Annotated in this window: 23 protein-coding genes and 1 tRNA gene; 16 read left to right on the top strand and 8 right to left on the bottom strand. The window is 57.3% G+C overall.

What is annotated here, in order from left to right; all coding sequences use genetic code 11:
• Positions 1 to 92 precede the first annotated feature (92 nt).
• Together rhaS and IFT53_RS03425 are read right to left on the bottom strand one after the other, a co-directional pair.
• Positions 93 to 1,103, bottom strand: a complete 1,011-nt coding sequence (gene rhaS / locus IFT53_RS03430; protein WP_042617898.1) for a rhamnose ABC transporter substrate-binding protein — start codon at positions 1,101 to 1,103, stop codon at positions 93 to 95.
• Between the two features lie 46 nt (positions 1,104 to 1,149).
• Complete coding sequence (locus tag IFT53_RS03425) at positions 1,150 to 1,977, bottom strand: DeoR/GlpR family DNA-binding transcription regulator (protein ID WP_192063339.1); 828 nt, start codon at positions 1,975 to 1,977, stop codon at positions 1,150 to 1,152.
• Positions 1,978 to 2,179: 202 nt separating this feature from the next.
• On the opposite strand from IFT53_RS03425, the gene IFT53_RS03420 reads away from it, so the two are divergent.
• Complete coding sequence (locus tag IFT53_RS03420; RefSeq protein ID WP_192063340.1) at positions 2,180 to 4,273, top strand: bifunctional rhamnulose-1-phosphate aldolase/short-chain dehydrogenase; 2,094 nt, start codon at positions 2,180 to 2,182, stop codon at positions 4,271 to 4,273.
• Positions 4,274 to 4,291: 18 nt separating this feature from the next.
• Here IFT53_RS03420 and IFT53_RS23680 read toward each other — a convergent pair whose 3' ends face one another.
• Positions 4,292 to 4,450: a YqaE/Pmp3 family membrane protein gene (locus IFT53_RS23680; protein WP_042618061.1), complete on the bottom strand. Its 159-nt coding sequence runs from the start codon at positions 4,448 to 4,450 to the stop codon at positions 4,292 to 4,294.
• 90 nt (positions 4,451 to 4,540) lie between these two features.
• Between IFT53_RS23680 and rhaI the strand changes: the two genes are divergently transcribed.
• Both rhaI and IFT53_RS03405 read left to right on the top strand, forming a co-directional pair.
• Positions 4,541 to 5,833 (top strand): L-rhamnose catabolism isomerase, encoded by a 1,293-nt coding sequence (gene rhaI / locus IFT53_RS03410; RefSeq protein WP_192063341.1) that lies wholly within the window; start codon positions 4,541 to 4,543, stop codon positions 5,831 to 5,833.
• Positions 5,834 to 5,978: 145 nt separating this feature from the next.
• Complete coding sequence (locus IFT53_RS03405; RefSeq protein WP_192063342.1) at positions 5,979 to 6,143, top strand: hypothetical protein; 165 nt, start codon at positions 5,979 to 5,981, stop codon at positions 6,141 to 6,143.
• Positions 6,144 to 6,155: 12 nt separating this feature from the next.
• Here the strand turns inward: IFT53_RS03405 and IFT53_RS03400 are convergent, their stop codons facing one another.
• From IFT53_RS03400 to IFT53_RS03390, 3 genes are all read right to left on the bottom strand, one after another.
• On the bottom strand, positions 6,156 to 6,608 hold the full coding sequence (locus IFT53_RS03400) for a hypothetical protein (RefSeq protein WP_192063343.1): 453 nt from the start codon (positions 6,606 to 6,608) through the stop codon (positions 6,156 to 6,158).
• Between the two features lie 309 nt (positions 6,609 to 6,917).
• Positions 6,918 to 6,993: transfer RNA gene (locus tag IFT53_RS03395), tRNA-Thr, on the bottom strand.
• 126 nt (positions 6,994 to 7,119) lie between these two features.
• On the bottom strand, positions 7,120 to 8,076 hold the full coding sequence (locus tag IFT53_RS03390) for an NAD(P)H-dependent flavin oxidoreductase (RefSeq protein ID WP_192063344.1): 957 nt from the start codon (positions 8,074 to 8,076) through the stop codon (positions 7,120 to 7,122).
• A 329-nt stretch (positions 8,077 to 8,405) separates the two neighbouring features.
• Between IFT53_RS03390 and IFT53_RS03385 the strand changes: the two genes are divergently transcribed.
• The gene (locus IFT53_RS03385; RefSeq protein WP_192063345.1) at positions 8,406 to 9,596 is read left to right on the top strand and encodes a hypothetical protein; all 1,191 of its coding nucleotides are present in this window, start codon (positions 8,406 to 8,408) and stop codon (positions 9,594 to 9,596) included.
• A 74-nt stretch (positions 9,597 to 9,670) separates the two neighbouring features.
• Here the strand turns inward: IFT53_RS03385 and ppk2 are convergent, their stop codons facing one another.
• A complete protein-coding gene (gene ppk2 / locus IFT53_RS03380; protein ID WP_192063346.1) occupies positions 9,671 to 10,552 on the bottom strand; it encodes a polyphosphate kinase 2 in 882 nt (293 codons plus the stop codon).
• Between the two features lie 204 nt (positions 10,553 to 10,756).
• Between ppk2 and phoR the strand changes: the two genes are divergently transcribed.
• The 10 genes from phoR to IFT53_RS03330 all read left to right on the top strand — a co-directional run bounded on the left by phoR (position 10,757) and on the right by IFT53_RS03330 (position 20,139).
• Entirely contained in the window at positions 10,757 to 12,016 is a 1,260-nt protein-coding gene (gene phoR, locus IFT53_RS03375; RefSeq protein ID WP_446737653.1) for a phosphate regulon sensor histidine kinase PhoR, read from the top strand.
• A 212-nt stretch (positions 12,017 to 12,228) separates the two neighbouring features.
• On the top strand, positions 12,229 to 13,263 hold the full coding sequence (locus IFT53_RS03370) for a substrate-binding domain-containing protein (protein WP_042617906.1): 1,035 nt from the start codon (positions 12,229 to 12,231) through the stop codon (positions 13,261 to 13,263).
• 272 nt (positions 13,264 to 13,535) lie between these two features.
• Entirely contained in the window at positions 13,536 to 15,020 is a 1,485-nt protein-coding gene (pstC, locus tag IFT53_RS03365; protein ID WP_042617907.1) for a phosphate ABC transporter permease subunit PstC, read from the top strand.
• Positions 15,017 to 16,339 (top strand): phosphate ABC transporter permease PstA, encoded by a 1,323-nt coding sequence (pstA, locus tag IFT53_RS03360; RefSeq protein WP_042617908.1) that lies wholly within the window; start codon positions 15,017 to 15,019, stop codon positions 16,337 to 16,339. The genes pstC and pstA overlap by 4 nt, the downstream gene beginning before the upstream one ends.
• 14 nt (positions 16,340 to 16,353) lie before the next feature.
• Positions 16,354 to 17,169 (top strand): phosphate ABC transporter ATP-binding protein PstB, encoded by an 816-nt coding sequence (gene pstB, locus IFT53_RS03355; protein ID WP_042617909.1) that lies wholly within the window; start codon positions 16,354 to 16,356, stop codon positions 17,167 to 17,169.
• Positions 17,170 to 17,261: 92 nt separating this feature from the next.
• Complete coding sequence (gene phoU, locus IFT53_RS03350) at positions 17,262 to 17,978, top strand: phosphate signaling complex protein PhoU (RefSeq protein ID WP_042617910.1); 717 nt, start codon at positions 17,262 to 17,264, stop codon at positions 17,976 to 17,978.
• A 31-nt stretch (positions 17,979 to 18,009) separates the two neighbouring features.
• Positions 18,010 to 18,693, top strand: a complete 684-nt coding sequence (phoB, locus tag IFT53_RS03345) for a phosphate regulon transcriptional regulator PhoB (RefSeq protein WP_174152016.1) — start codon at positions 18,010 to 18,012, stop codon at positions 18,691 to 18,693.
• 362 nt (positions 18,694 to 19,055) lie between these two features.
• Positions 19,056 to 19,265, top strand: coding sequence for a cold-shock protein (locus tag IFT53_RS03340; RefSeq protein WP_042617912.1), 210 nt, complete (start codon positions 19,056 to 19,058; stop codon positions 19,263 to 19,265).
• A gap of 225 nt (positions 19,266 to 19,490) precedes the next feature.
• Complete coding sequence (locus tag IFT53_RS03335) at positions 19,491 to 19,712, top strand: hypothetical protein (RefSeq protein WP_042617913.1); 222 nt, start codon at positions 19,491 to 19,493, stop codon at positions 19,710 to 19,712.
• Between the two features lie 37 nt (positions 19,713 to 19,749).
• Positions 19,750 to 20,139, top strand: a complete 390-nt coding sequence (locus tag IFT53_RS03330) for a DUF6481 family protein (RefSeq protein WP_042617914.1) — start codon at positions 19,750 to 19,752, stop codon at positions 20,137 to 20,139.
• Between the two features lie 375 nt (positions 20,140 to 20,514).
• Here the strand turns inward: IFT53_RS03330 and IFT53_RS03325 are convergent, their stop codons facing one another.
• The gene (locus tag IFT53_RS03325) at positions 20,515 to 21,060 is read right to left on the bottom strand and encodes a GcrA family cell cycle regulator (RefSeq protein ID WP_192063348.1); all 546 of its coding nucleotides are present in this window, start codon (positions 21,058 to 21,060) and stop codon (positions 20,515 to 20,517) included.
• 437 nt (positions 21,061 to 21,497) lie between these two features.
• On the opposite strand from IFT53_RS03325, the gene IFT53_RS03320 reads away from it, so the two are divergent.
• Positions 21,498 to 22,694: an aspartate aminotransferase family protein gene (locus IFT53_RS03320; protein WP_192063349.1), complete on the top strand. Its 1,197-nt coding sequence runs from the start codon at positions 21,498 to 21,500 to the stop codon at positions 22,692 to 22,694.
• A 58-nt stretch (positions 22,695 to 22,752) separates the two neighbouring features.
• Positions 22,753 to 23,670, top strand: coding sequence for an ornithine carbamoyltransferase (gene argF / locus IFT53_RS03315; RefSeq protein WP_192063350.1), 918 nt, complete (start codon positions 22,753 to 22,755; stop codon positions 23,668 to 23,670).
• Positions 23,671 to 23,892 lie beyond the last annotated feature (222 nt).

Here is a 23,892-nt window from a genome sequence, read left to right as displayed (position 1 = left end):
TAGATCCTCGGGACAAGCCCGAGGATGACGTCTAGGGTGTGATGTCTGTCTGAAAACCCGACGACGATAGCCGTCGGGTAAAACCTCAAAGATCAGAAAATCTTCGAGAACTGATCGATATTGGACGAGTTGTAGACAAACGGATCAGCCATGGCGGCTTCGTTGTTTTCGCCAACCTTGATCTTGCCCATGCGTCCGGCTGCGATTTCCGAACCCGCCTTGCCGTCTGCTTCACCCTTGACGAGGCGATAGGCGATCTGGGTTGCGGAATAGCCGAGGTCGATCGGGTTCCAGATGGCGAATTCCTTGGTCGCACCCGACTTGATGGCGCCAGCCATTTCAGAAGGAAGGCCAAGGCCTGTCACGAAGACCTTGCCGATCTTGCCCGCATCCTTCACGGCCTGCGATGCAGCCAGCACGCCAACAGTCGTCGGTGCCACGATGACCTTCACGTTCGGCTGCGAGGTCAGAAGACCCTGAGCTTCGCGGTAGCTCTTGTCGGCAAGGTCATCGCCATAAACAGTGGTGACGAGGTTGAGGCCAGGGAAGTCCTTCAGCTGCTTTTTCATCTCGTCGATCCAGATGTTCTGGTTCGTGGATGTCGTGGTGGCAGACAGAATGGCGAAGTCGCCCTTGCCGCCATCCAGATGGGCTGCTGCAAGCTGCAGGCACATCTTGCCGATCAGCGCGTTGGAAGATGGGTTGAGCTGGAGAATGCGGCCTGCCGGTGCAACACCGCTATCCCAGGAGATAACCTTGATGCCGCGCTGGGCTGCTTTTTTGAGCGCTGGCACAACCGCATCCGGATCGTTGGCGGAAATGGCGATGGCATCCACGCCCTGCGCGATCAGCGAATTGATGACCTCGATCTGACCTTCGGCTGTGGTCGTGGTCGGGCCGGTATAGATGATTTCGACGCCACCCAGTTCCTTGGCCGCTTCCTGCGCGCCCTTGTTGGCGGCTTCAAAGAAGCCGTTGCCGAGCGATTTCACGACAAGCGCGATCTTGATATCTTTCGCCTGCGCCATGCCGCCAAAACCGGCGACGCCGATGGCGACACTGAGTGCCAGTGCCTGGCTCAATTTTCTACGTGACAGTTTCATGTTGGTTCTCCTCCCGATTGAACATCATTCTCCGCCGCGGTGCTCCTCAAGCAACCGAGGCGGAATCCTCCTCGTCTGGCGGTCGCGTCTGCGCGGCCGCTGCCGGTCCGACCACGATTAACGTCACGCCCGCCGCCTCAACCATCCGCGCTGCCTCGTCGGTAATGCCCTCATCCGTAATGATGGTTGACACGTTTTCCAGGGGGCAGAGAATAAGGCTTGAGCGTTTGCGGAATTTGGAGGAGTCGATCATCACGATCAGCTCTTCCGCCTGCCGCATCAATTTCTGTTCGCTCTGAATAACCAGCGCATCCGACTCCATGATGCCGAGCGCGCCCACACCCTGCGCGCCGATGAAAATTCTACGCGCATAAAAATTGCGGATCGCATCATTCTCGAACGGTGACAGGATTAGGCTCTGGTCGCGATAGATCGCGCCGCCGGGAACGCTGACATTGCACTTGGAATGCTTGACCAGATGCTCGGCAATGGCGAAGGAATTCGTCATGACCTGCAAACGGCGCGCCGACATGTAATGCACCATCTGGAAGGTCGTGGTGCCACCATTGATGATAATGGCGTCGCCTTCTTCACAGAGATCCACCGCCTTGCGCGCGATTGATCGCTTCTTGTCGATATTGACCGATTCCGACACGCGAAACGGCCGTGCGGCCAGATTGCCAAGCTGTGGCGGATGAACCGCTTCCGCCCCGCCCCGCACCCGCCGCAACTTTCCCTGAACATGCAGGGAGGCGATATCGCGCCGGATCGTCGCTTCGGAAGCGTCCGTCAATTCGGCAATATCCTGCACCGTCACAACAGGCTTTTCCTGTATGGCGCTCAAGATGATGCGATGGCGTTCGCTTTCGTGCATGGGGTCCTCCTGATGGTCAGTTATTCGTAAAGATCTGATGTTGTCAATCAAGTTCGATCAAAATAAACAATGGTGCGATGCAGCATGAAAATATATGATCGTTTATGATTGACATTGTCGTTTTGAATGCGCGATACCTGCCTGCATTGGGAGGCGGGCCGGTGTTCAAGGTCTGCGATAAACGACATGGGAGGATATTGCGATGGGCCAGACGGGTCTTCTCGAAAACCGCTGGGATGATGCCTATGCGGCAACACTCGATGAGCCGGGCAAGCTGCTCTATCGCTCCAATCTTTTGGGTGGAGACAAGCGCATCACCAATTACGGCGGCGGCAACACCTCGGCCAAGGTGCTGGAAATTGACCCGCTGACGGGCGAAAAAGTCCGCGTCATGTGGGTCAAGGGTTCTGGCGGAGATGTCGGCACCATCAAGCTGGATGGCTTTTCCACGCTTTACCTCGACAAGCTGGAAGCGCTGAAAACCATCTATAAGGGTGTCGAAGACGAAGACCGCATGGTCGGTTTCCTCCCCCACTGCACCTTCAATCTCAACCCGCGCGCCGCTTCCATCGATACGCCCCTGCACGGTTTCGTGCCGTTTGCCCATGTCGATCACATGCACCCGGATGCGATCATCGCCATTGCCGCCTCAAAGAATTCGAAAGAGCTGACGCAACAGATTTTTGGGTCCGATATTGGCTGGCTGCCATGGCGCCGCCCCGGCTTCCAGCTGGGTCTGGACCTCGAAGCCTTCGTCAAGGCCAACCCCACCGCCAAGGGCGTGGTGCTGGAAAGCCATGGCCTGTTTACCTGGGATGATGATGCCAAGGCCTGCTACGAGCTGACACTTGAGATCATCAACAAGGCTATCACCTGGTTTACAGCTGAAACCCAGGGCAAGGTAATTTTCGGTGGCGCGGTTGCCAAAAGCCTTCCTTCAGACGAACGCCGGGCCATCGCTGCCCGCCTGATGCCGGAAATTCGTGGCCGTATCGGTCGTGATGAGCGCAAGCTCGGCCATTTCGATGATCAGGATGCCGTGCTGGAATTCGTCAATTCCAAGGACTTGAAGCCGCTCGGGGCGCTCGGCACATCCTGCCCTGACCATTTTCTGCGCACCAAGATCCGCCCGCTGATCCTCGATCTCGATACGGCAAAACCCGATGTGGATGCGCTGCTCGCCGGTCTTGATCAGGCGCTTGCAGACTACCGCGCCGATTACGTCAGGTATTACGAGGCCTGCAAGCACGATAACTCGCCTAGAATACGCGACCCCAACCCGGTGATTTTCCTCATTCCCGGCGTCGGCCTGCTGTCCTTTGCCAAGGATAAGGCGACAGCGCGCATTGCCGGTGAATTCTACGTCAACGCCATCAATGTGATGCGCGGCGCTTCTGCAGCGTCCGAGTATCAGGGCCTGCGGGAGCAGGAAGCCTTCGATATCGAATACTGGCTTTTGGAAGAGGCAAAGCTTCAGCGCATGCCAAAGCCGAAAAGCTTGGCTGGCCGGGTCGCCTTCATCACCGGCGGTGCCGGTGGCATTGGTCGTGCGACGGCTGAACGTCTGGCGAATGAAGGTGCCTGCGTGGTGCTGGCCGATATTGACGAAGCCGCTTTGGAAGCCACCAAAGGCGATTTCGAAAAACGGTTCAGCGCGGATGCCGTTCGCACAGTCAAGCTTGACGTGACCAAGGAAGACGCGGTGCTGTCAGCCTTTGCCGAGGCCAGCGTCGAATTCGGCGGCGTCGATATTCTCGTTTCCAATGCCGGCATTGCCTCGTCTGCGCCTGTGGAAGACACCACGCTTGCCATGTGGAACAAGAATATCGACATTCTGGCGACCGGCTATTTCCTCGTGTCTCGGGAAGCCTTCCGGCTGTTCCGTCGTCAAAAGCTCGGCGGCAACGTGGTCTTTGTAGCATCGAAGAACGGCCTGGCCTCATCGCCCAACGCCTCTGCCTATTGCACGGCAAAGGCAGCCGAAATCCATCTGGCGCGTTGTCTTGCGCTGGAGGGAGCGGACGCTGGCATCCGCGTCAACACGGTCAATCCCGACGCGGTTCTGCGTGGTTCGAAAATCTGGAATGGCCAGTGGCGGGAGCAGCGGGCTGCATCCTCGAAGATCGAAGTGACCGATCTCGAGGAGCATTATCGCAATCGCTCCATGCTGAAGCTGAACGTTTTCCCGGAGGATATAGCAGAAGCGATCTACTTCCTCACATCGGATGCCTCGGCCAAGTCGACAGGCAACATCATCAATGTCGATGCTGGCAATGCGCAAAGTTTCACCCGCTAAGTGCGGGTGAAAATAGGCTTACTTGCGCAGGATAACCCAGATGGCGTGAATGATGCCGGGGATATAACCGCAGAGTGTCAGCAGGATATTGAGCCAGAAATGCAGGCCAAGGCCAACCTGAAGAAACACGCCGACCGGCGGCAGGAAGATGGCAAGAATAATACGAATTACGTCCACGATTGAATATCCCGTCTGTTTGTTGCTGCCCACATAACGTGGGAAACGCCGGATTGGTTTCAAATGGGGGACGTGGACCGGGAGGAAGACATGGTTGAACTGAAGATTGCCGCGGATATTGTCGAGCGCGAGAACGAAAAGCGCCAAGCCGCCCACGGCTCAGACTTCGATGCGCTGGGCGAGCATCTGGCGCGCCGCAATATCGATATTGAAGCCATCACCGAGCAGGTGTCGAAATTCTTCGTGGCCGTCCCCTCCTGGGGTGTGGGCACCGGCGGCACGCGCTTTGCCCGTTTTCCTGGCAAGGGTGAGCCGCGCGGCATTTTCGACAAGCTGGACGATTGCGCCGTCATCAACCAGCTGACGACGGCAACCCCCAATGTGTCCCTGCACATTCCCTGGGACAAACAGGACCCAAAGGTACTCAAAGCCCATGCCGATGCTTTGGGTCTCGGCTTCGATGCGATGAACTCCAATACGTTTTCAGATGCGCCGGACCAGCCGCATTCCTACAAATACGGCTCCCTCAGCCATGCCGATGCCGCAACGCGGGCGCAGGCCGTGGAGCACAACATCGAGTGTATCGAAATTGGCGCAGCGCTTGGCTCCAAGGCGCTGACGGTGTGGGTGGGCGATGGCTCCAATTTCCCCGGGCAGAGCAATTTCACCAAGAGCTTCGAGCGGTATCTCTCCGCCATGGGCGATATCTACAAGGCGCTGCCGGATGACTGGCGCATCTTTTCCGAACACAAGATGTATGAGCCAGCCTTCTATTCGACTGTGGTGCAGGATTGGGGCACGAACTACCTCATCGCCAACACGCTGGGCGACAAGGCCTTCTGCCTCGTGGATCTCGGCCACCATGCGCCTAACACCAACATCGAAATGATCGTCGCCCGCCTCATTCAGTTCGGCAAGCTCGGCGGCTTCCATTTCAATGATAGCAAATATGGCGATGATGATCTGGATGCGGGCTCGATTGATCCCTACCGCCTGTTCCTCGTCTTCAACGAGCTTGTCGATGCAGACCATCGCGGCGTCAAAGGCTTCCACCCGGCCCACATGATCGACCAGTCGCACAATGTGACGGACCCGATTGAAAGCCTCATCTCCAGCGTCAACGAAATCCGCCGCGCCTATGCGCAGGCACTTCTGGTGGACCGCGTTGCTCTGGATGGCCACCAGCAGGACAATGACGCACTGATGGCATCCGACACGCTGAAACGCGCCTATCGCACCGATGTCGAGGCTATTTTGGCCGAGGCGCGCAGACGTGCAGGCGGCGCAATCGACCCCGTCGCCACCTACCGCGCCAGCGGCTACCGCGCCAAGGTCGCAACTGAGCGCCCAGAGACCAAAGGCGGCAGCGGCGGCATTATCTGATCGCATTTGCGACGCACAGCAAAGCTTAACAAACAAAGGCACGCCAATGGCGTGCCTTTACGCTTTCATAACCAAATATGTCAGACTTTAAAGAAACGTGTTTTCCGCCCCATCATCTTCACATTCACGCTTATGTTAGCGAACCATGAAGAAGAAGCCCATAGACAGATCAGGCCTGATTTTCGTAGCGCTGCTGTGCGTGCTGGTTGGCATCGTGCTCAGCATCGCTTTCCTCAACGGCGACAGGCAACTCTCACCACAAAGCCAGGACGGGACTTTGATCCCGAGGACAACGGTCCAGCCGCAGTAGTCGTGTTTACAACTAAAAAAACCTCATTTCTTGCCCTATGTCCCCCTCAAAAGGCACATGGTGATCATGAGGAAAATTTGGGTTTTCGGTATCTTGCATAATCCCTATCAACCATTCTTTTGTTCTTAGGGGATGCGACAGCCATGTGGTTAGGTGAATATGTGGTCGATCCCAGTGCTGAGCTCGTTCCGTTGCGCCTAAGTCGTGCAAAGAAAATTGGAAAGCCCACCATTCTGGACCTTCGTCTCGGTAGAACATATGAATGTGGGTGCGGTTTGCTCGCTCAAGCTGAGAAGCAAGTTTTGCGATTTTGCGAGCTTTTGCATCTCCTCGTGCGACGTCGCTGACTACCAAACCTATATCCCAATCGGTTTTAAGAAGTCTGCACAACGAGCGGCATCGGATCACGCCCATCTGATGTAACGTTGCCGCGTTGACTGCCTTGATAAAATCAACGGAAAGCAACACCTCATTCTTGCATAGCAATCGCTTAAGATCAGATGATCTTGTGCACTCGAATACGGCGAAGAGATCCAGGTTTCGCATCATAGCCTTTAATTGCGCCGATTAGGCCACCAACTACAGATAAGAATCTGACCGACCTTCGAGGCCCGTTCAGCGCTTCTTCGGCTGTTTTGTAAAAGTTATGCCCGCACCTAGCCAACGCTGCCGGAGTCCACGTGCTCGTGCAGGCTGCAATTCCGCCAATTTTCGGGGAACTTACCGCAAGATGACAATCCATTGAAACGTGAAATAAGGGACTTTTGGAAGTAGTGGTGCCGCTTGCAGGACTCGAACCTGCGACCCCATCATTACGAATGATGTGCTCTACCACCTGAGCTAAAGCGGCTTACCGGCTGCCGAGATTTGTCGGTGCGGTTGATATGGCGGGCTGATACAGGCATTGCGGATGGATTTCAAGTCTTGAATGGGGCTTGCGGTAAAAATCCATCGGCCCCCATTCCTTCTTTTTGATCTACCCGCAAATCCGTGCCTTGGCTGCGGCGTATTCTCCGGCCAGACGATCGACCAAGGCTGAGACGGGTTCGACGGCCTTGACGGCGCCGACGCCCTGGCCTGCGCCCCAGATGTCTTTCCATGCCTTCGCGCCGCTGGTTGCGGCTCCAAAATCCATCTTTGAAGGGTCGGCCACGGGCAGATCGTCCGGGTCCATGCCTGCGGCAATGATGGAGGCTTTCATGTAGTTGCCATGAATGCCGGTGAAATAGTTGGAATAGACGATGTCATTGGCATAGGCATCTACGATGGCTTGCTTATACGCCTCGCTTGCCCGCGCTTCCGTCGTGGCGATGAAGGGGGAGCCAATATAGGCCATGTCAGCGCCCATGGCCTGTGCCGCCAGAATTGCGCCGCCATTGGCGATGGCGCCCGCCAGAAGCAGGGGGCCGTCAAACCATTCACGGATTTCCTGAACCAGCGCGAAGGGCGAGAGGGTGCCCGCATGGCCGCCTGCGCCGGTTGCGACTGCGATCAGCCCGTCGGCACCCTTGCGGATGGCGGAATTGGCGTGGCGGTTGTTGATGACATCATGCAGCACGATGCCGCCATAGGAATGGATCGCGGCATTGACTTCCGGCACGGCACCGAGCGAGGAGATGACGATCGGCACTTTGTATTTCACGCAGAGGCCCAGATCATGCTCCAGCCGCTTGTTCGACATATGAACGATCTGATTGACCGCAAAAGGTGCGGCCGGTTTTTCCGGGTTGGCTGCATTATAGGCGGCAAGATCTTCCGTCATCATGGCAAGCCATTCGTCCAGCTGGCTCTCAGGGCGCGCATTCAGCGCCGGAAATGAGCCAACAACGCCTGCCTTGCACTGCGCCAGCGTCAATTCCGGGTGGGAAATGATGAACAGCGGCGACGCAACGACCGGCAGTCGAAGATTGTCCTTGAGTATAGACGGCAGCATGCTTCCTCCCCCATGTGTGACGTTTACGCGCACGTAAGATGTAGCGGAGCGAAGCAGCATTGAAAAGCGAAAAAAGCGGCTGGTCTGTCTGGGTGTTGAAGGCGGCTCAGTGGCTCCAGCATTCCTTGGATGAGCAATTGGTTGCAAAGCCTAAGGCAAGCCCGATTGCTCAAACTGGCAAATTGCTGTGGCTTTCAGCCATGTTTTCCCACGACATTCTGACATTTGCCAAATACTTCTCTTGCGGATGGGCAAGCGAGACGTTACCGAATCGTAAACAATGGCGCTATGCCGCAAAAGCCTTTCGGATGGCAAGAAAAGGACCGATAGTGAGCGGACTGGAAACGGCAATCAGAAATGCCCTTGAAAAATCGGACCGATCGAGCGCCGAGGTTCGGGCACGGATTTACCAATCCTCACGCCAGGCGCTGGAAGCAGGGCTGCGCAAGCAAGGCATAGATGACCCGGAAGTCGTGGCGCAGCAGCGCCAGCGGCTGGAGGTGCTTGTTCACGCCATTGAAAACGAAGAGCGAAACCGGCTGCTGAGCGTGGTGGAAGATCATGTGCGGAGGGAAACGGCACGCGCACCGGCACCCGCTGTTCCGCCAGCGGCAAGAGCAGCGCCGCAGGTGGCAAATCTTGACGACGTGGTTGAGGAAAACGATGCGTTGCCGGTTGAGCCGCGACTGCGCGCAGAGCGGCTGGATGACACGCCTGATACAAGGGCCATCCCGAGCCCCAGCATCGATGATTTTCATGCCGAACGCGGTGTGACCGCACCAGATGCGCGCTCCACCCGCACCGAAGACGCCGCTTCCCTGTCGTTTACGCCAGAGCGGGCGGCCAAGGCCCGCCGCAAGAAGGGCGTGGTTGCGCGGCTGTTCATTTATTTCACGCTGCTCGCGTTTCTCGGCTTCGGCGCATGGTGGATCTACAGTTCAGGCATCTTGCTGAGCCCGGCAGAGCGTGACACCGGCGTGCCCAACCCGCCGCCGGAAGTGCAATCGGAAGATTTCACCGGTGCGCCAGAGGCTCCGCCGCAGAACCGGGAGGCGGGTCGTGGCTTTTCCGATGCCTGGGAAGAGGTATTCAATGCCGAGCGAGGCAATCAGGGCCTTCAGGCGGGATCCCTCGCCGTTGTCGAGCCAATTTCCACCGCTGCCGGAAAAGCGATACGCCTGACCTCACGTGTATCGGAAGCCGATGGCAATGTGGGGATCACCGTTCCGCCAGAGGTGTTGCGCGAAATGGCAGGCAAGTCCTCGACCATCGCCGTGACCTTGCAATCCTCCAGCGACCGGCAGACCCAGCTCTCCATCAGCTGCGATTTCGGAAGCCTTGGAAATTGCGCGCGCCACCGTTTCACTGCAACGCCGGAGCGGGCCGATATGCTGATCAATGTCACATTCGACCGCACATTGGCGCCCAGCAGCGCTGGCCGCATCATCATCAACAGCGATGTTGATGGCAACGGACGCCCGGTCAACCTCTATTCGGCGCGGATCCTGCCGGGCGAATGATCAGGACTTCCGCGTCACAGGCCGGGTTGCGGCCTGTGAAGGAAGAGGGGATCTCACACCACGCTTGCAGCTTCTCACTTCAGAAAATCAGGTCCTGAGCCAAGGATCTTCGGATCGATATCACCGATCACCTTCTTGTCCTTGCCTTCATAATCCAGTGATTTCAGAATGTGCTTGATAAGATTGATGCGGGCGCGGCGCTTGTCATTGGCGCGGATCACGGTCCATGGCGCTTCGTCGTTGTGGGTCTTTTCCAGCATCAGGTCACGCATGGCGGTGTAGTCGTCCCACTTGGTCAGCGCCGCAATGTCCATATCGGACAGTTTCCAGGCTTTCAGCGGGCTGTGACGACGATCATGAAAACGGTCGAGCTGGGTTTCGCGGCCGGTGTCCAGCCAGAACTTGAACAGATGCGTGCCTTCATGAACGATCATCTTTTCAAGGCGCGGCGCTTCCTTCAGAAATCGCTTGTGCTCTTCCGGCGTACAGAACCCCATGATCGGCTCGACACCAGCCCGGTTATACCAGGAGCGGTCGAACATCACGAACTCGCCAGCCGTTGGAAAATGCGAGATGTAGCGCTGGAAATACCATTGCCCACGCTCGGTTTCTGTCGGCTTGGTCAGGGCCACAATGCGGGCGGCGCGGGGATTGAGATACTCCATGATGACCGAGATGACGCCGCCTTTTCCCGCCGCATCACGGCCTTCGAAAACGGACATGACGCGGGTGCCGGTCGCCTGCAACCAGTGCTGCACCTTGACCAGCTCGATCTGCAGCGCTTCCAGCGTCTTGTCATATTCTTCGCGGTTCATCTTCTTGTCATAGGGAAAGCCGCCAGCTGTTAGCTTGGCCTCTTCCACCCAGTCCGGCAGAACCGGATCATCGATGTTGAAGATGCGGGTTTTTCCGTTGATCTGAAGTTCAACGGAGCGGTCCTTGGCGTTTTCGCTCATTCTGGCTCCCTTTGGGTGCAGTCGTTGCCGACCTGTCGTTCACGTCGCATGAAAGATCGCATGACAAGAGCTCATCGCGCTGAGCCTCCACCACACATGGATATCAAACTGTGGGAAAAGACATAGTGATGAATCTCTGTCATGAAAGAGGGATAGAAGAGTTCGATCGGCGATTTGGCTAGGGAAGGCATAGGGTGAATGGAGATGATAGGGAGTGAACGCAGCGCCAGACAATATCTGAGCCAGCTTCGCCACAGCTGGTTGCCCATTCTGGTCGTCTCCATGCTGGCCGTCGTCGCGTCACTCGAGTTGCTGTCTCCCGTTGTTCCAGCCGTCCTGTGGGCCGCAGCCGTTGTCGCCATTCTCACCGTCAACGCCCGCCCTTCGCTGGATGTGAAGGCGCAGGCCTCCCAGACGGTGGATGACGATGAGGACGTTGCGCAAAGCCGGATTGCAGGTGTGCGTTCGGGGCTCGCCGCGCTTGATATGCCGGTTTTCATTCTGGATCGAAATGCCAGCGTTCTCTTCGAAAATGCGGCTGCCGAGCGCGCATTTGGTACGCTCCCGGCGGGATCGCATATTTCTGGCCGCATGCGTTCTCCCGGGCTGCTGGACGTCATCAGAGAAGCCATTGCGACGGGCGAGGCGAACCAGACCGAACATTCCGAGCGCCTGCCGTCCGAGCGCGTCTTCATCGTCCGCATCGCGCCTGCCATCCTTGAAGATGAGGCGGCAACCTCCCTTTACATCCTGTCCTTTCGCGATGTTTCTGAAACGCGCCGCATTGACCGCATGCGCAGCGATTTCGTCGCCAATGCCAGCCATGAGTTGCGCACTCCGCTTGCGTCCCTGCGCGGCTTTATTGAGACCATGCAGGGTCCGGCGCGCGATGATCCCAAGGCGCGTGAGCGGTTCCTCGGCATCATGCTGGATCAGGCAACCCGCATGAGCCGGTTGGTTGATGACCTCATGTCGCTGTCGCGGCTGGAACTGCGCGCCAATATCGCGCCGGATCAAAAGGTCGATCTGGTGCCGCTTCTGGGCCACGTTCGGGATGCGCTTCTGCCGCTTGCCGAAGACCTCGATGTCACGATCAATCTCCATGTCACGGATGAGAAGGTCGAGGTAACGGGGGATCGGGATGAGCTGGTGCAGGTGTTCCAGAACCTGGTCGAGAATGCCTGCAAATACGGTCAGGAAGGCAAGGTGGTCGACGTGCACCTGAAGGCCTTGGCTGGCAAGCCTATCGAGGTCAGCGTTCTGGACAAGGGCCCCGGTATTCCCGCAGAGCATGTTCCGCGCCTGACCGAGCGGTTCTACAGGGTCAGCGTTGCCGACAGCCGCTCCAAAAAAGGGACCGGTCTGGGGCTCGCCATCGTCAAGCATATTCTAACAAGACACCGCGCCCGTCTCATTATCCGCTCGGAAATGGAAGTGGGAACGGACTTCACCGTCAGATTTTGACATAAAGGATTTCCTCCTCCCGTAGGAAATCAAAAAATCCATTTAAAATCAAAGAACTAGATTGTCACAAATACTTCACCGAAATGACATAAAAGGGTGAGGCAAGACTAGTTATGAAGAAGCCGCCGGGGTAGCCCAGTTTGGGTGATAGGGTAAAACTCTGCCGGCAGCGTTCACAAAAGCCCACCGCGGGCACCCTACGGGAGAGTCACATGAATATCGTAAAATTGTCCGCAGCAGCCCTGGTAGCTTCGGTTGCCTTTGCAGGCGCTGCCGCTGCTCGCGACCAGATCCAGGTAGCCGGTTCGTCCACCGTTCTGCCTTACGCAAAGATCGTTGCTGAATCTTTCGCTGAAACATTCCCTGATTTTAAGGCTCCAGTTGTTGAGTCCGGCGGCACAGGCGGTGGTCTGAAGGCATTCTGCTCTGGCGTTGGTGAAGGCACCATCGACGTTGCAAACGCTTCGCGCAAGATCAAGGCTGACGAACTTGCAGCGTGCAAGGCAGCTGGCGTCACCGACGTTCAGGAAGTCAAGATCGGTTATGACGGCATCGTATTTGCGATGGACAAGTCCAACAAGGACGTCAAGCTTGAGCCAAAGGACCTCTACCTTGGTCTGGCTGCTGAAATCGTGAAAGACGGCAAGCTCGTTGCCAACCCTTACAAGAAGTGGTCGGAAGTTAACAAGGAACTGCCAGACGTAGCGATTGCTGCTTACATTCCTGGTTCCAAGCACGGCACACGCGAAGTCTTCGAAGAGAAGATCATGGCTGATGGCTGCAAGGAAGCTGGTGCGACCGACGCGATCAAGGGTCTCGTTGCAGACGCCAAGCAGGCTGCTTCCAAGTGCGTTGCAGTTCGTAAAGACGGCGCTGCTGTCGATATCGACGGCGACTACACGGAAACGCTGGCACGCATCGCTGCCAACAAGACCGGCCTCGGCGTATTCGGCCTCGCATTCTATGAAAACAACATGGACAAGCTGAAGGTCGCAACCGTCAGCGGCGTTGTTCCTTCCACGGAAACCGTTGCAAGCGGCAAGTACCCTGTGTCTCGCCCGCTGTTCTTCTACGTCAAGAAGGCGCATCTCGGCGTTATTCCTGGCCTGAAGGAATATGTTGAGTTCTTCGTTTCCGACGAGATGATCGGCCCAGACTCTCCGCTGTCCAACTACGGCCTGGTTGCTGCTCCTGAAGCAGAGCGCAAGGAAATCCGTGCCCAGTTCGAAACCGGTAAGGTCATGTAATCCGGACGGGAGGCGCGGCAGTGATGCCGCGCCTCCCATCTATCTGTCTGCCAAGGCGCTCATGGGCTGACAGGTCCTATTTACCGGATGTTCATACGACCCGATGAATAGGATCTATCAATCTGGAAGCCGAAGCCGAGCAGGGGGACTACGCCGCCTGTCGCGAAGCCCGATGACTGAGAGGTCAGCCCGGTCTTCGGACGATCCGATGTGCAAATAACAAAGCTGCCTGATACCGCATCCCCTTTTCTGATGCGCCGAGGAAAGTCTCCATGAACACATCCATTCTTTTACTGATATTGGCGCTGATCGGCATAGCCAGCTATTTGCTTGGCACACGTCGCGCAGTCGCAATGGTGGGCGCAAGCACCACAAAAATGCATTCCCGGCCGGGTTATCACGGCTCTTATGTTCTCGTCTGGGCCGTTCTTCCTGCGGCCTTCATTCTGGCGCTTTGGCTGATTGTCAGCCCTCTGGTCATCACCTCTGCGGTGCGGGCCTCGTTTCCAGAGGATATTCAGGCGCAGTCTGAGGCTCAGCAGAGCCTCAATTACGGCATGGTCGGCTCGATTGCGCGTGGCCTTGAGCGTCTGACACCGGAAGAGTTTGCTGCTGCCAAGGCTGATCCGGCCACATTGCGGCCGTTGCTGGGCTCCAAGGGTGTCGCCATTGCCGGAGACCCGCAGCCTTACATGGTCGAAGCTGCTGAAACGCTGAACACCATGTCCGCCACAAGCCAGGTCGGAATGGTTCTGGTCGTTCTCGTCGCGGCCATCGGTGGTGCGCTCTATGCCATGCGCGGTATTGCGCCACGCTTCAGAGCGCGCAACAATGTCGAAAAGGTCATTCTTGCGGCTCTGGTGCTGGCATCGTCCATCGCCATTCTCACCACCATCGGCATTGTCCTGTCGATGCTGACGGAAGCCATTCAGTTCTTCAACATGGTGCCCGCCCACCAGTTCTTCTTCGGAACGGTATGGGATCCACGTTTTGCCGCTGCCGGTTCCACCGATAGCGCAGGTCAGTTCGGCCTCATCCCGCTTCTGGCAGGCACCCTCTATATCGGCTTCGTCGCCATGCTGGTTGCCGTTCCGGTCGGTCTGTTTTCCGCCATCTACATGGCCGAATATGCCAGCCCTCGTTTCCGCTCGGTTGCAAAGCCGCTGCTGGAAGTGCTGGCGGGTATCCCGACCATCGTTTACGGCTTCTTCGCGCTGACAACCGTTGGCCCGTTCCTGCGCGATATTTCCTCGCAGATCAACGGACTGGCGACCGGCGACTACACGAACTTCATCCAGGCGCAGAGCGTCATCACCGCCGGCTTCGTCATGGGCATCATGTTGATCCCTTACGTTTCGTCGCTGTCGGATGACATCATCACCGCCGTCCCACGCACCATGCGTGACGGTTCACTCGGTCTGGGTGCCACCCGCTCCGAAACCGTCAAGAAGGTCATCCTTCCGGCAGCCCTTCCAGGCATCGTCGGCGCGATCCTGATGACGGCCTCGCGTGCCATCGGTGAAACCATGATCGTGGTGCTGGCCGCAGGTGTGGCAGCACGCCTGCAACTCAACCCGTTCGAGCCGATGACCACCGTCACCGTCAAGATCGTCAGCCAGTTGACGGGTGACCTTGAGTTCACCTCGCCACAGACACTGGTTGCCTTTGCGCTTGGCATCACCCTCTTTGCCATCACGCTTTGCCTCAATATCTACGCGCTCTATATTGTGCGCAAATACCGGGAGCAGTACGAATGACCGACGTCGTTACTCCGGGCACCATTGCCCCAGCCGCAACGAAGAAGGTCCGGCGCGATATCGGCATCAAACGCCGCTACGCCTCCGAGCGCCGCTTCCGCACCTACGGTCTCGCAGCCATCACCTTCGGCCTGCTGTTCCTGTTTCTTCTCCTCTGGTCCGTCGTGGGCAAAGGCTACACAGCGTTCCAGCAGACCATGATCACCGTCCCTGTCGAGTTCTCTGAAAAGATCATCGATCCGGATAACGTGCGTGCCCAGAACCCAGCCAAGCTCGTTACTGCCAACTATCCGCTCATCGCCCGCAATGCGGTGGCCAAGGCACTCGGCGTCTCGCTGGATGACCGCACGGCTCTGCGCGGTGTGTCTGCGATGATTTCGGATGGTATCCGCGTTCAGCTTCGTGACGTTGTTGTTGCCGATCCTGCTATCATCGGCACCACACGCACGGTTTCCCTTCTGGCATCGGGCGATCTCGACAGCGCCTTCAAGGGTCAGGTCGATCTGAGCGTGAATGAAGAAAACCGCCGCATATCCGATCAGCAACTCGCATGGGTCAAGCAATTGTCCGATGCTGGCCAGATTGCCAAGCAGTTCAACACCGGCATCTTCTTCAACGGCGCATCCAGCCGTCCGGAAGCCTCGGGCGTTGGCGTGGCTCTCATCGGCTCGTTCTATATGATGCTGATCGTGCTGGTCCTGTCTCTGCCCATCGGTGTCGCAGCCTCCATCTATCTGGAAGAGTTTGCGCCAAAGAACCGCCTGACGGATCTCATCGAGGTCAACATCAACAACCTGGCGGCTGTTCCGTCGATTGTTTACGGTCTGCTTGGTCTGTCGGTCTTCATCAACTTCATGGGCTTCCCGCGCTCGGCCTCTCTGGTTGGCGGTCTGGTGTTGACCCTGATGACGCTGCCAACCATCATCATCGCCACCCGTGCGGCGCTGAAGGCTGTACCGCCCTCCATCCGTGCCGCGGCTCTTGGCCTCGGCGCATCCAAGATGCAGACGATTTTCCACCATGTTCTGCCGCTGGCCATGCCCGGTATTTTGACCGGCACCATCATCGGCCTGGCGCATGCCCTTGGTGAAACCGCACCATTGCTTCTGATCGGCATGGTTGCCTTCGTTACGAACTATCCGACAACACCCATGGACCCATCCACGGCCCTGCCGGTGCAGATTTACATGTGGGCGAACGAAGCAGAACGTGCCTTTGTTGAAAGAACATCCGGCGCTATCATCATCCTGCTGATGTTCCTCATCGTCATGAATGTTGGCGCAATCCTGTTGCGTCGGCGCTTTGAACGGCGCTGGTAGAGGAGTTGAATGTTATGAACATGTTGTCGGAAGCAGCAGTTGAAAAGGCGCTGGACAAGAAAATGAATGAAGTTTCGTACAAGATGATCGGCAAGGACGTTTCTGTCTATTACGGCGAGAAACGCGCTTTGTACGATGTGAACCTCAACGTTCGCGAAAATACGGTTACAGCTTTGATCGGCCCATCCGGTTGCGGCAAGTCCACCTTCCTGCGGACCCTCAACCGCATGAACGACACCATCGATGGTTGCCGCGTCACCGGCAAGATCACGCTCGATGAGGACGATGTCTACGATCCAGCGATCGACGTGGTCGAGTTGCGCGCGCGCGTCGGCATGGTGTTCCAGAAGCCGAACCCGTTCCCGAAGACCATCTATGAAAACATCGCCTATGGTCCACGCATTCACGGCCTTGCCCGCAGCAAGGCTGATATGGACCAGATCGTCGAGGCCAGCCTGCAGAAGGCCGGCCTGTGGAACGAAGCCAAGGATCGCCTGCACGAATCCGGTACCGGCCTGTCCGGCGGTCAGCAGCAGCGTCTGTGCATTGCCCGCGCCATCGCCGTTTCGCCTGAAGTCATTCTGATGGACGAGCCCTGCTCGGCTCTTGACCCCATCGCAACGGCAAAGGTCGAGGAGCTGATCCACGAGCTGCGCAGCAACTTCACGATCGTCATCGTGACGCACTCCATGCAGCAGGCGGCGCGTGTGTCTCAGCGCACGGCCATGTTCCACCTCGGCCATCTGGTTGAGGAAAACGATACCGACAAGATGTTCACCAACCCGGATGACCAGCGCACACAGGACTATATCATGGGTCGCTTCGGCTGATCCTGCCCTCTGTCGTGTCATAGCATCCACGCCACCCCGCCTGAGCCTTCGAGCGCTTGGCGGGTGGCGTCATCTAACTGGAGAATTCGAACATGCCGACACCAAACCATATCATGTCCGCCTATGATGACGAGCTGAAGTTCCTGACCCGCCGGATCGCCGAAATGGGTGGCCTTGCCGAACAGATGTGCGCCGACGCTGTGCGTGCGCTGGTCAATTCGGACTCGGCCCTGGCGCAGAAGGTCATCTCTGACGACACCATTCTCGATCACGCCGAGCGCGAAATCGGCGACAAGGCGATCGTGACCATTGCCAAGCGCCAGCCCATGGCTGCCGACCTTCGCGAAGTTATCGGCACGCTGCGCATCGCCGCTGACCTAGAGCGCGTTGGCGACCTTGGCAAGAACACAGCCAAGCGCGTTCTCGCTGTTGCCGGCACAGGCGTTCCACGCAAGCTGGCCCGTGGCATCGAGCATCTCTCCGAGCTTGCTCTGGTTCAGCTCAAGGAAGTTCTGGATGTCTATTCGACCCGTTCGGTTGAAAAGGCGCAGGCCATCCGCGAACGTGACGAGGAAATCGACGCGATGTACACATCGCTGTTCCGCGAATTGCTGACCTACATGATGGAAGATCCGCGCAACATCACCACCTGCACGCATCTTCTGTTCTGCGCCAAGAACATCGAGCGCATTGGTGACCACGCGACCAACATCGCTGAAACCATCTACTACATGGCCACTGGCAGCCAGCCTGAAGGCGAACGCCCGAAGGACGATAGTTCCAACACGCTCGGTGCCGTAACTGAGTGAATTCTCTAAACGACTGGCGGAGTCTCTAGCCATGGTGCCCAAAATCGCAGTTGTCGAAGATGAAGAAGCCTTGAGCGTTCTTCTTCGCTACAATCTGGAATCCGAAGGTTACGACGTGGATACCATTCCACGGGGTGACGAAGCGGAAATCCGCTTGCAGGAACGCACGCCGGATCTGCTGATCCTCGACTGGATGCTTCCAGGCGTCTCCGGCATCGAGCTTTGCCGTCGTCTGAGAATGCGCCCGGAAACCGAGCGACTGCCGATCATCATGTTGACGGCACGTGGCGAAGAAAGCGAGCGCGTGCGTGGTTTGGCCACGGGTGCGGATGACTATGTCGTCAAGCCGTTTTCCACGCCTGAGCTGATGGCACGGGTTAAGGCAATGTTGCGCCGCGCCCGGCCGGAGGTTCTGTCCTCCGTGCTGAAATGCGGTGATATCGAGCTGGATCGCGAAACGCATCGTGTTCACCGCAAGGCCCGTGAAGTGCGGCTTGGACCAACCGAGTTTCGTCTTCTCGAGTTCCTCATGGTGTCACCCGGCCGCGTTTTCTCGCGCTCCCAGCTTCTCGATGGCGTCTGGGGTCACGATATCTATGTGGATGAGCGCACGGTGGACGTCCATGTCGGGCGCCTGCGCAAGGCACTCAACTTCTCCAGCATGCAGGATGTGATCCGTACCGTGCGCGGCGCCGGATATTCCATGGAAGCCTGACCAACGCACCGGGGCTGAAACGTCTCCCGTATGGTCTCAAAATCTCATGCACCGCTCCCAAAAGGGGCGGTGTTTTGCATTTGGCATAATGGATATCAATGCGTTAGCGCCGCTAGAAGCCGCCAGCAACCGGCGTGACCTGCACAGCTTCTGAGTGTTGATTTTAAGTTTCTGTAATTTAAAGTTTGACTCAGTGGCCAGAAGGCTCTATGTATTGGTCATCGATCTTTTGCTTGCTGAGCTTTGGTTACCGCGCGATTAGCACCGCGCTTTGAACTAACCCTTCCTTTCAAAAAAATCGCTACACCGCACACAGGACTCACGTTCTGTGACTTATAACTTATGCTTTGAAAGGGTTCATTATGACCACAGGCACAGTAAAATGGTTTAACTCCACCAAGGGCTTCGGCTTCATTCAGCCAGACAACGGCGGCGCCGATGCATTCGTGCACATTTCCGCTGTTGAGCGTGCAGGCATGCGCGAAATCGTAGAAGGCCAGAAGCTTTCCTACGATCTCGAGCGGGACAACAAGTCCGGCAAGATGTCTGCCTGCAATCTCCAGGCTGCTTAATACGGGTATCGACTTTCCTTTGACCACGGATGTACTGGCATTGTCGAAAGTTTGAGACCACCGAGGTCAGGCATGTTGCCTGGCCTTTTTTTATGCCGCAAGTCGGCCACATGCTTGGACGTATTGCATTCTTATATGCAAGAATACGCTTCGAGCCGTGAATGCGTATCGCTCTATCCATAAATCGATTCCGGTTTTCAGTGCGATGCGATAGGAGAAAATTCCATGTCAGACGCTCACAGCAAATCCCGCAAGCAGGCCGAAATTGCTTTCGGAGCGACGCAATCGCAGTTCTTTGCCCGCGGCAAAGCGGTCGATGAGTTGAACTCGATTGCGAGCGCCCGTGATGAAAAGACCCTCAGGCTGCGGGAAGCGCGTCTTGCGAAAGAACTGGAAGACAGCTTGAAGCCCGCAGTTATCCCAACCAAACGCGCCAAAAAAACCTGATCCCTGATCGGTATGACGCATCAACTGGAATAGAGATTTGAGAAACACTCGAAATATCAAGAATAACGAAGTTTCCGAACGTCGCGGCGCTGCTGCCGAGGCAAAGGCCGCTCTTTTGAAGGCCTATCGCGAAGCCAAGGAAGCCGCGGCTCCCACGCTCGAAGCCAAGCAGGCCGAGCAGATTGCCGTTGCCGAAGCCCGCAGAGCCCGCCAGGCCGAGCGTGACCAGCAGAAGCGCGAAGAAAAATTGCGCCTGGAAGAAGAGGCCGCGCAACGCGCAGCTGAACTCGAAGCTGCTGCAAACGCTGAAGAAAATGAGCGCAAGGCGGCCGAAAAAAATCGTATTGCTCGCGTCGTCGAAGACGAAGCAGCCCGCAAGGCAGAACGCGATCGTCGCTATGCCAACCGCAAGGCCCGCCAGGGCTAAGCTTGAAGCCATGATCCTGCAGCCGTTCAATCGAAGGGCTGCGATCATCCGCTGCGAATGCTGCGCGGAGTGCGAAAGCCCAAGAGGCGCTTCGCACCCTTGCCGCGTATGGGATCAGCCATGCCGCCGCTTTTCGCTGCAGCGCCGCATGATCCCGAGGCTCTGAATGGCGCGACTTGCCGTCGCTCTTGCGGCTCCAGAGTCCCCTTACCGGTACGCCGGTTCAATCCCCGATGACAAACTGACAAGTCAATCGCCATCTCCTTGGTGACGCCTTCGCCTGTGCATGTTTGCGCTGTCCAAGCCGAAAAAATCGCAACAAAAAAGCGGGCCAAAGACCCGCTCATTTTATTGCGTCGAACTGGATGCGAAGCCTTAGGCTCTGCGGCGTTCGCTTACTGGCTGGTAAGCGAGCTTTGCGTGGAAGCGGCAATACGGCGAGGATTCAGAAGCATCACAACCGCAGAAGTGGAAGTCGTCCTTCAGAGGGTCGCCAACTGGCCACTTGCAGGTGCGTTCCGTCAGTTCCGTCAGCGTCAGGCGCAGCGATGTCGGCAGCGTGGAATTGCTGACCGGCACATATTCAAGAATCCGTGGTGCATCCGTCTCCGCATCGTCCTTCTGGACGTTTGCGTCTGCGGCGCGTGTATTGGCGCGGGCAGGGGCAACGCGGCCCTGGAAAGTGGCAGCGCGGGGTGCCGCAGCAGAGGGTGCAGTTGTCGCTGCCGGACGCTTTGCAGCGGGACGCGCGGTTGCAACCGTGCCGCCAGCCTTGGCGCGGCCAGGAAGGTTCAAGCGGTGGACTTTGCCGATGACGGCGTTGCGGCTGACGCCTCCGAGCTGGGCGGCAATCTGGCTGGCGCTGAGGCCTTCAGACCACAGTCGTTTCAGTCTTTCGACCCGTTCATCAGTCCAGTTCATGCCGTGTCTCCGCTGGTCGCGAAGGCAGAATCATTCTGCTATGCCGTGGAGTGAACCACGCGCAGAGTATCCGCCAGATTGTAGGTGACTAGGTCCGCCGCTTGCGATCTAGTAATTGAGAGTTAACCTAATCGTCGGCAGACTCCGTGACAAGAGTCGGGAGAATCATCTGGAATCGATTTTCCGGTTTTCCCCAACTTGCTGTGTTTGTGAGTCAGAAAAGCAACACCTAGTGTGCTTCATATCAGCCCCTACCACAGCTTGAGAATGCCTGAAAATGAGGACATTTGTTGACATCCTCAGGCGAAGTGACAATAGTGCCCTCGCAGTAAGAGGATACCCCAAGCCGCCGCGAGGCGGCATTTTTGATTTTCAGGCACGGGATAACCGGTAAGACCCATTGACAGCGCTGTTCGAGCGCAAGGAGTGAGACAGCCATGGCCGACACAGCGCCATTGTTCGATACGTTTTCCAGAGCACCCTTGCGGTTTGAGCGAGGAGAGGGCGTTTGGCTCATCACCGAGACCGGCGAACGATATCTGGACTTCGGTGCGGGCGTGGCCGTCACATCGGTTGGCCACAGCCATCCGCACTTGGTCGAAGCACTGAAAGGTCAGGTCGAGAAGGTCTGGCACCTATCCAATCTCTATGAGATTGCCGGTCAGGAAACGCTGGCCAAGCGGCTGACGGATGCAACTTTTGCGGACAAGGTGTTCTTCACCAATTCGGGTGCGGAATCCTTGGAATGCGCGATCAAGACGGCGCGTCGCTACCACTACACCCACGGCCATCCCGAAAAATTCCGCGTCATCACCTTCGAAGGCGCGTTCCACGGACGCACGCTGGCGACCATCGCGGCTGGCGGGCAGCAAAAATACATCGAGGGTTTCGGACCAAAGGTTGAAGGCTTCGATCAGGTGCCGTTCAACGATCTGGACGCCCTGAAGGCTGCCATCGGGCCGGAAACGGCTGCCCTGCTGATCGAGCCCATTCAGGGTGAGGGCGGTGTTCGCCCCGTTGCCCCTGAGTTCCTGCGTTCCCTGCGCGCTTTGTGCGAAGAGCACGGCCTGCTGTTGATCTACGATGAGGTGCAGACAGGCGTTGGACGCACAGGCAAGTTCTTTGCCTATGAATGGTCCGGCGTATCGCCTGATATCATGGCCGTGGCCAAGGGCATTGGCGGCGGCTTTCCGTTCGGCGCCTGCCTTGCAACGGCGGAAGCTGCATCCGGCATGACGGCTGGCGTTCACGGCACGACCTATGGCGGCAATCCGCTGGCGATGGCCTGCGGAAATGCGGTGCTGGATATCATTCTGGCCGATGGTTTCCTCGAGCATGTGCGCGATGTCACATTGATATTCCGCCAGGGACTGGCTTCGTTGAAGGATCGCTACCCCGACGTGATCGAGGAGATCCGAGGCGAGGGGCTGCTGATCGGTATCAAGGCGAAGATGCCATCGTCCGAACTGTTGCACGCCATCCGCGCCGAGCATCTTCTGGGTGTTCCAGCAGGTGACAACGTCATTCGTATCCTGCCGCCGCTTGTGGTCACGGCTGAAGAAGCGCGTGAAGGATTGGCCCGGATTGAACGTGCGGCAGAAAGCCTCACGACGAAAATCGCAAAAAGCGCCTGAATGCGCATAGTGAGGTGCGCGCCCAAGGCGCCACCTCCATCGATGGGACTGTATTGAAATGGCATCAGCAAAGCATTTTCTAGACCTTTCGGCCGTCGGCTCTGAGGACCTGCGGGTCATTCTGGATGACGCGCGCGCACGCAAGATTGCGACCAAGAACGGCACGGCGGAAAAGCCGCTGGCTGGCAAGATGCTGGCGATGATTTTCGAGAAACCATCCACCCGTACCCGCGTTTCCTTCGATGTCGGCATGCGCCAGCTGGGCGGCGAGACGCTGTTCCTCTCCGGCACGGAAATGCAGCTTGGCCGCGCTGAAACCATTGGCGATACGGCAAAGGTTCTGTCGCGCTACGTCGATGCCATCATGATCCGCACAACAGACCATTCGCGTCTGCTGGAGCTTGCCGAACATGCGACCGTGCCTGTTATCAATGGTCTCACGGATGATACGCATCCCTGCCAGATCATGGCGGATATCCTGACCTTTGAAGAGCATCGCGGCCCGATCAAGGGCAAAACCATTGCCTGGACGGGTGATGGCAACAACGTGCTGCATTCGCTGGTGGAAGGTGCTGCCCGCTTTGGCTACCGCATGAACATGGCCGTGCCTATGGGGTCTGAACCCCATGACCGGTTCATGAACTGGGCGCGCAACAATGGCGGCGAAGTGAAACTGTATCATGATGCGCAGCGCGCCGTCGAAGGTGCCGATTGCGTCATCACCGATACCTGGGTCTCCATGAACCAGGAGCACAAGGCGCGCGGCCACAACATTTTCCAGCCCTATCAGGTCAATGCCGCGCTGATGGGCAAGGCCAATGAGAATGCACTGTTCATGCACTGCCTGCCTGCCCACCGCGGCGAAGAGGTGACCGACGACGTTATCGATGGCCCGCAGTCTGTGGTGTTCGATGAGGCAGAAAACCGTCTGCACGCGCAAAAGGCCATCATTGCCTGGTGCATGGGCGTCATCTGATCTGACCGGGTGCCGTTGAGGCAAGCCATGCGGGGTGCTTGAATATCCGGCATGGCTTCCCATTTGTAGCACCAAGCACGTGCTGCCGGACTTCATCGGCAGCTTTCATCAATGTTTCACCGCAATACCCGGCCGGACGTGGTTCCGTTTTCACCTCCGCCGGTTTATCTATGCGGTAACAGCATCATGCCCGCTGGCCAGTTTCGCCCGCCGCCTTATCTG

This window comes from Rhizobium sp. CFBP 13644 (genome assembly GCF_014842165.1).
Lineage (GTDB): Bacteria > Pseudomonadota > Alphaproteobacteria > Rhizobiales > Rhizobiaceae > Agrobacterium > Agrobacterium tumefaciens_C.
Note: the sequence above shows the minus strand (reverse complement) of the source record. Positions and strands in the feature narration are given on the sequence as shown.

Bases quoted from the DNA above. Each gene is read 5' to 3' on its own strand.
- rhaS (WP_042617898.1), bottom strand. From the start codon at position 1,103: ATGAAACTGTCACGTAGAAAATTGAGCCAGGCACTGGCACTCAGTGTC.
- IFT53_RS03425 (WP_192063339.1), bottom strand. From the start codon at position 1,977: ATGCACGAAAGCGAACGCCATCGCATCATCTTGAGCGCCATACAGGAA.
- IFT53_RS03420 (WP_192063340.1), top strand. From the start codon at position 2,180: ATGGGCCAGACGGGTCTTCTCGAAAACCGCTGGGATGATGCCTATGCG.
- rhaI (WP_192063341.1), top strand. From the start codon at position 4,541: ATGGTTGAACTGAAGATTGCCGCGGATATTGTCGAGCGCGAGAACGAA.
- IFT53_RS03405 (WP_192063342.1), top strand. From the start codon at position 5,979: ATGAAGAAGAAGCCCATAGACAGATCAGGCCTGATTTTCGTAGCGCTG.
- IFT53_RS03390 (WP_192063344.1), bottom strand. From the start codon at position 8,076: ATGCTGCCGTCTATACTCAAGGACAATCTTCGACTGCCGGTCGTTGCG.
- ppk2 (WP_192063346.1), bottom strand. From the start codon at position 10,552: ATGAGCGAAAACGCCAAGGACCGCTCCGTTGAACTTCAGATCAACGGA.
- phoR (WP_446737653.1), top strand. From the start codon at position 10,757: ATGATAGGGAGTGAACGCAGCGCCAGACAATATCTGAGCCAGCTTCGC.
- IFT53_RS03370 (WP_042617906.1), top strand. From the start codon at position 12,229: ATGAATATCGTAAAATTGTCCGCAGCAGCCCTGGTAGCTTCGGTTGCC.
- pstC (WP_042617907.1), top strand. From the start codon at position 13,536: ATGAACACATCCATTCTTTTACTGATATTGGCGCTGATCGGCATAGCC.
- pstA (WP_042617908.1), top strand. From the start codon at position 15,017: ATGACCGACGTCGTTACTCCGGGCACCATTGCCCCAGCCGCAACGAAG.
- pstB (WP_042617909.1), top strand. From the start codon at position 16,354: ATGAACATGTTGTCGGAAGCAGCAGTTGAAAAGGCGCTGGACAAGAAA.
- phoU (WP_042617910.1), top strand. From the start codon at position 17,262: ATGCCGACACCAAACCATATCATGTCCGCCTATGATGACGAGCTGAAG.
- phoB (WP_174152016.1), top strand. From the start codon at position 18,010: ATGGTGCCCAAAATCGCAGTTGTCGAAGATGAAGAAGCCTTGAGCGTT.
- IFT53_RS03340 (WP_042617912.1), top strand. From the start codon at position 19,056: ATGACCACAGGCACAGTAAAATGGTTTAACTCCACCAAGGGCTTCGGC.
- IFT53_RS03335 (WP_042617913.1), top strand. From the start codon at position 19,491: ATGTCAGACGCTCACAGCAAATCCCGCAAGCAGGCCGAAATTGCTTTC.
- IFT53_RS03325 (WP_192063348.1), bottom strand. From the start codon at position 21,060: ATGAACTGGACTGATGAACGGGTCGAAAGACTGAAACGACTGTGGTCT.
- IFT53_RS03320 (WP_192063349.1), top strand. From the start codon at position 21,498: ATGGCCGACACAGCGCCATTGTTCGATACGTTTTCCAGAGCACCCTTG.
- argF (WP_192063350.1), top strand. From the start codon at position 22,753: ATGGCATCAGCAAAGCATTTTCTAGACCTTTCGGCCGTCGGCTCTGAG.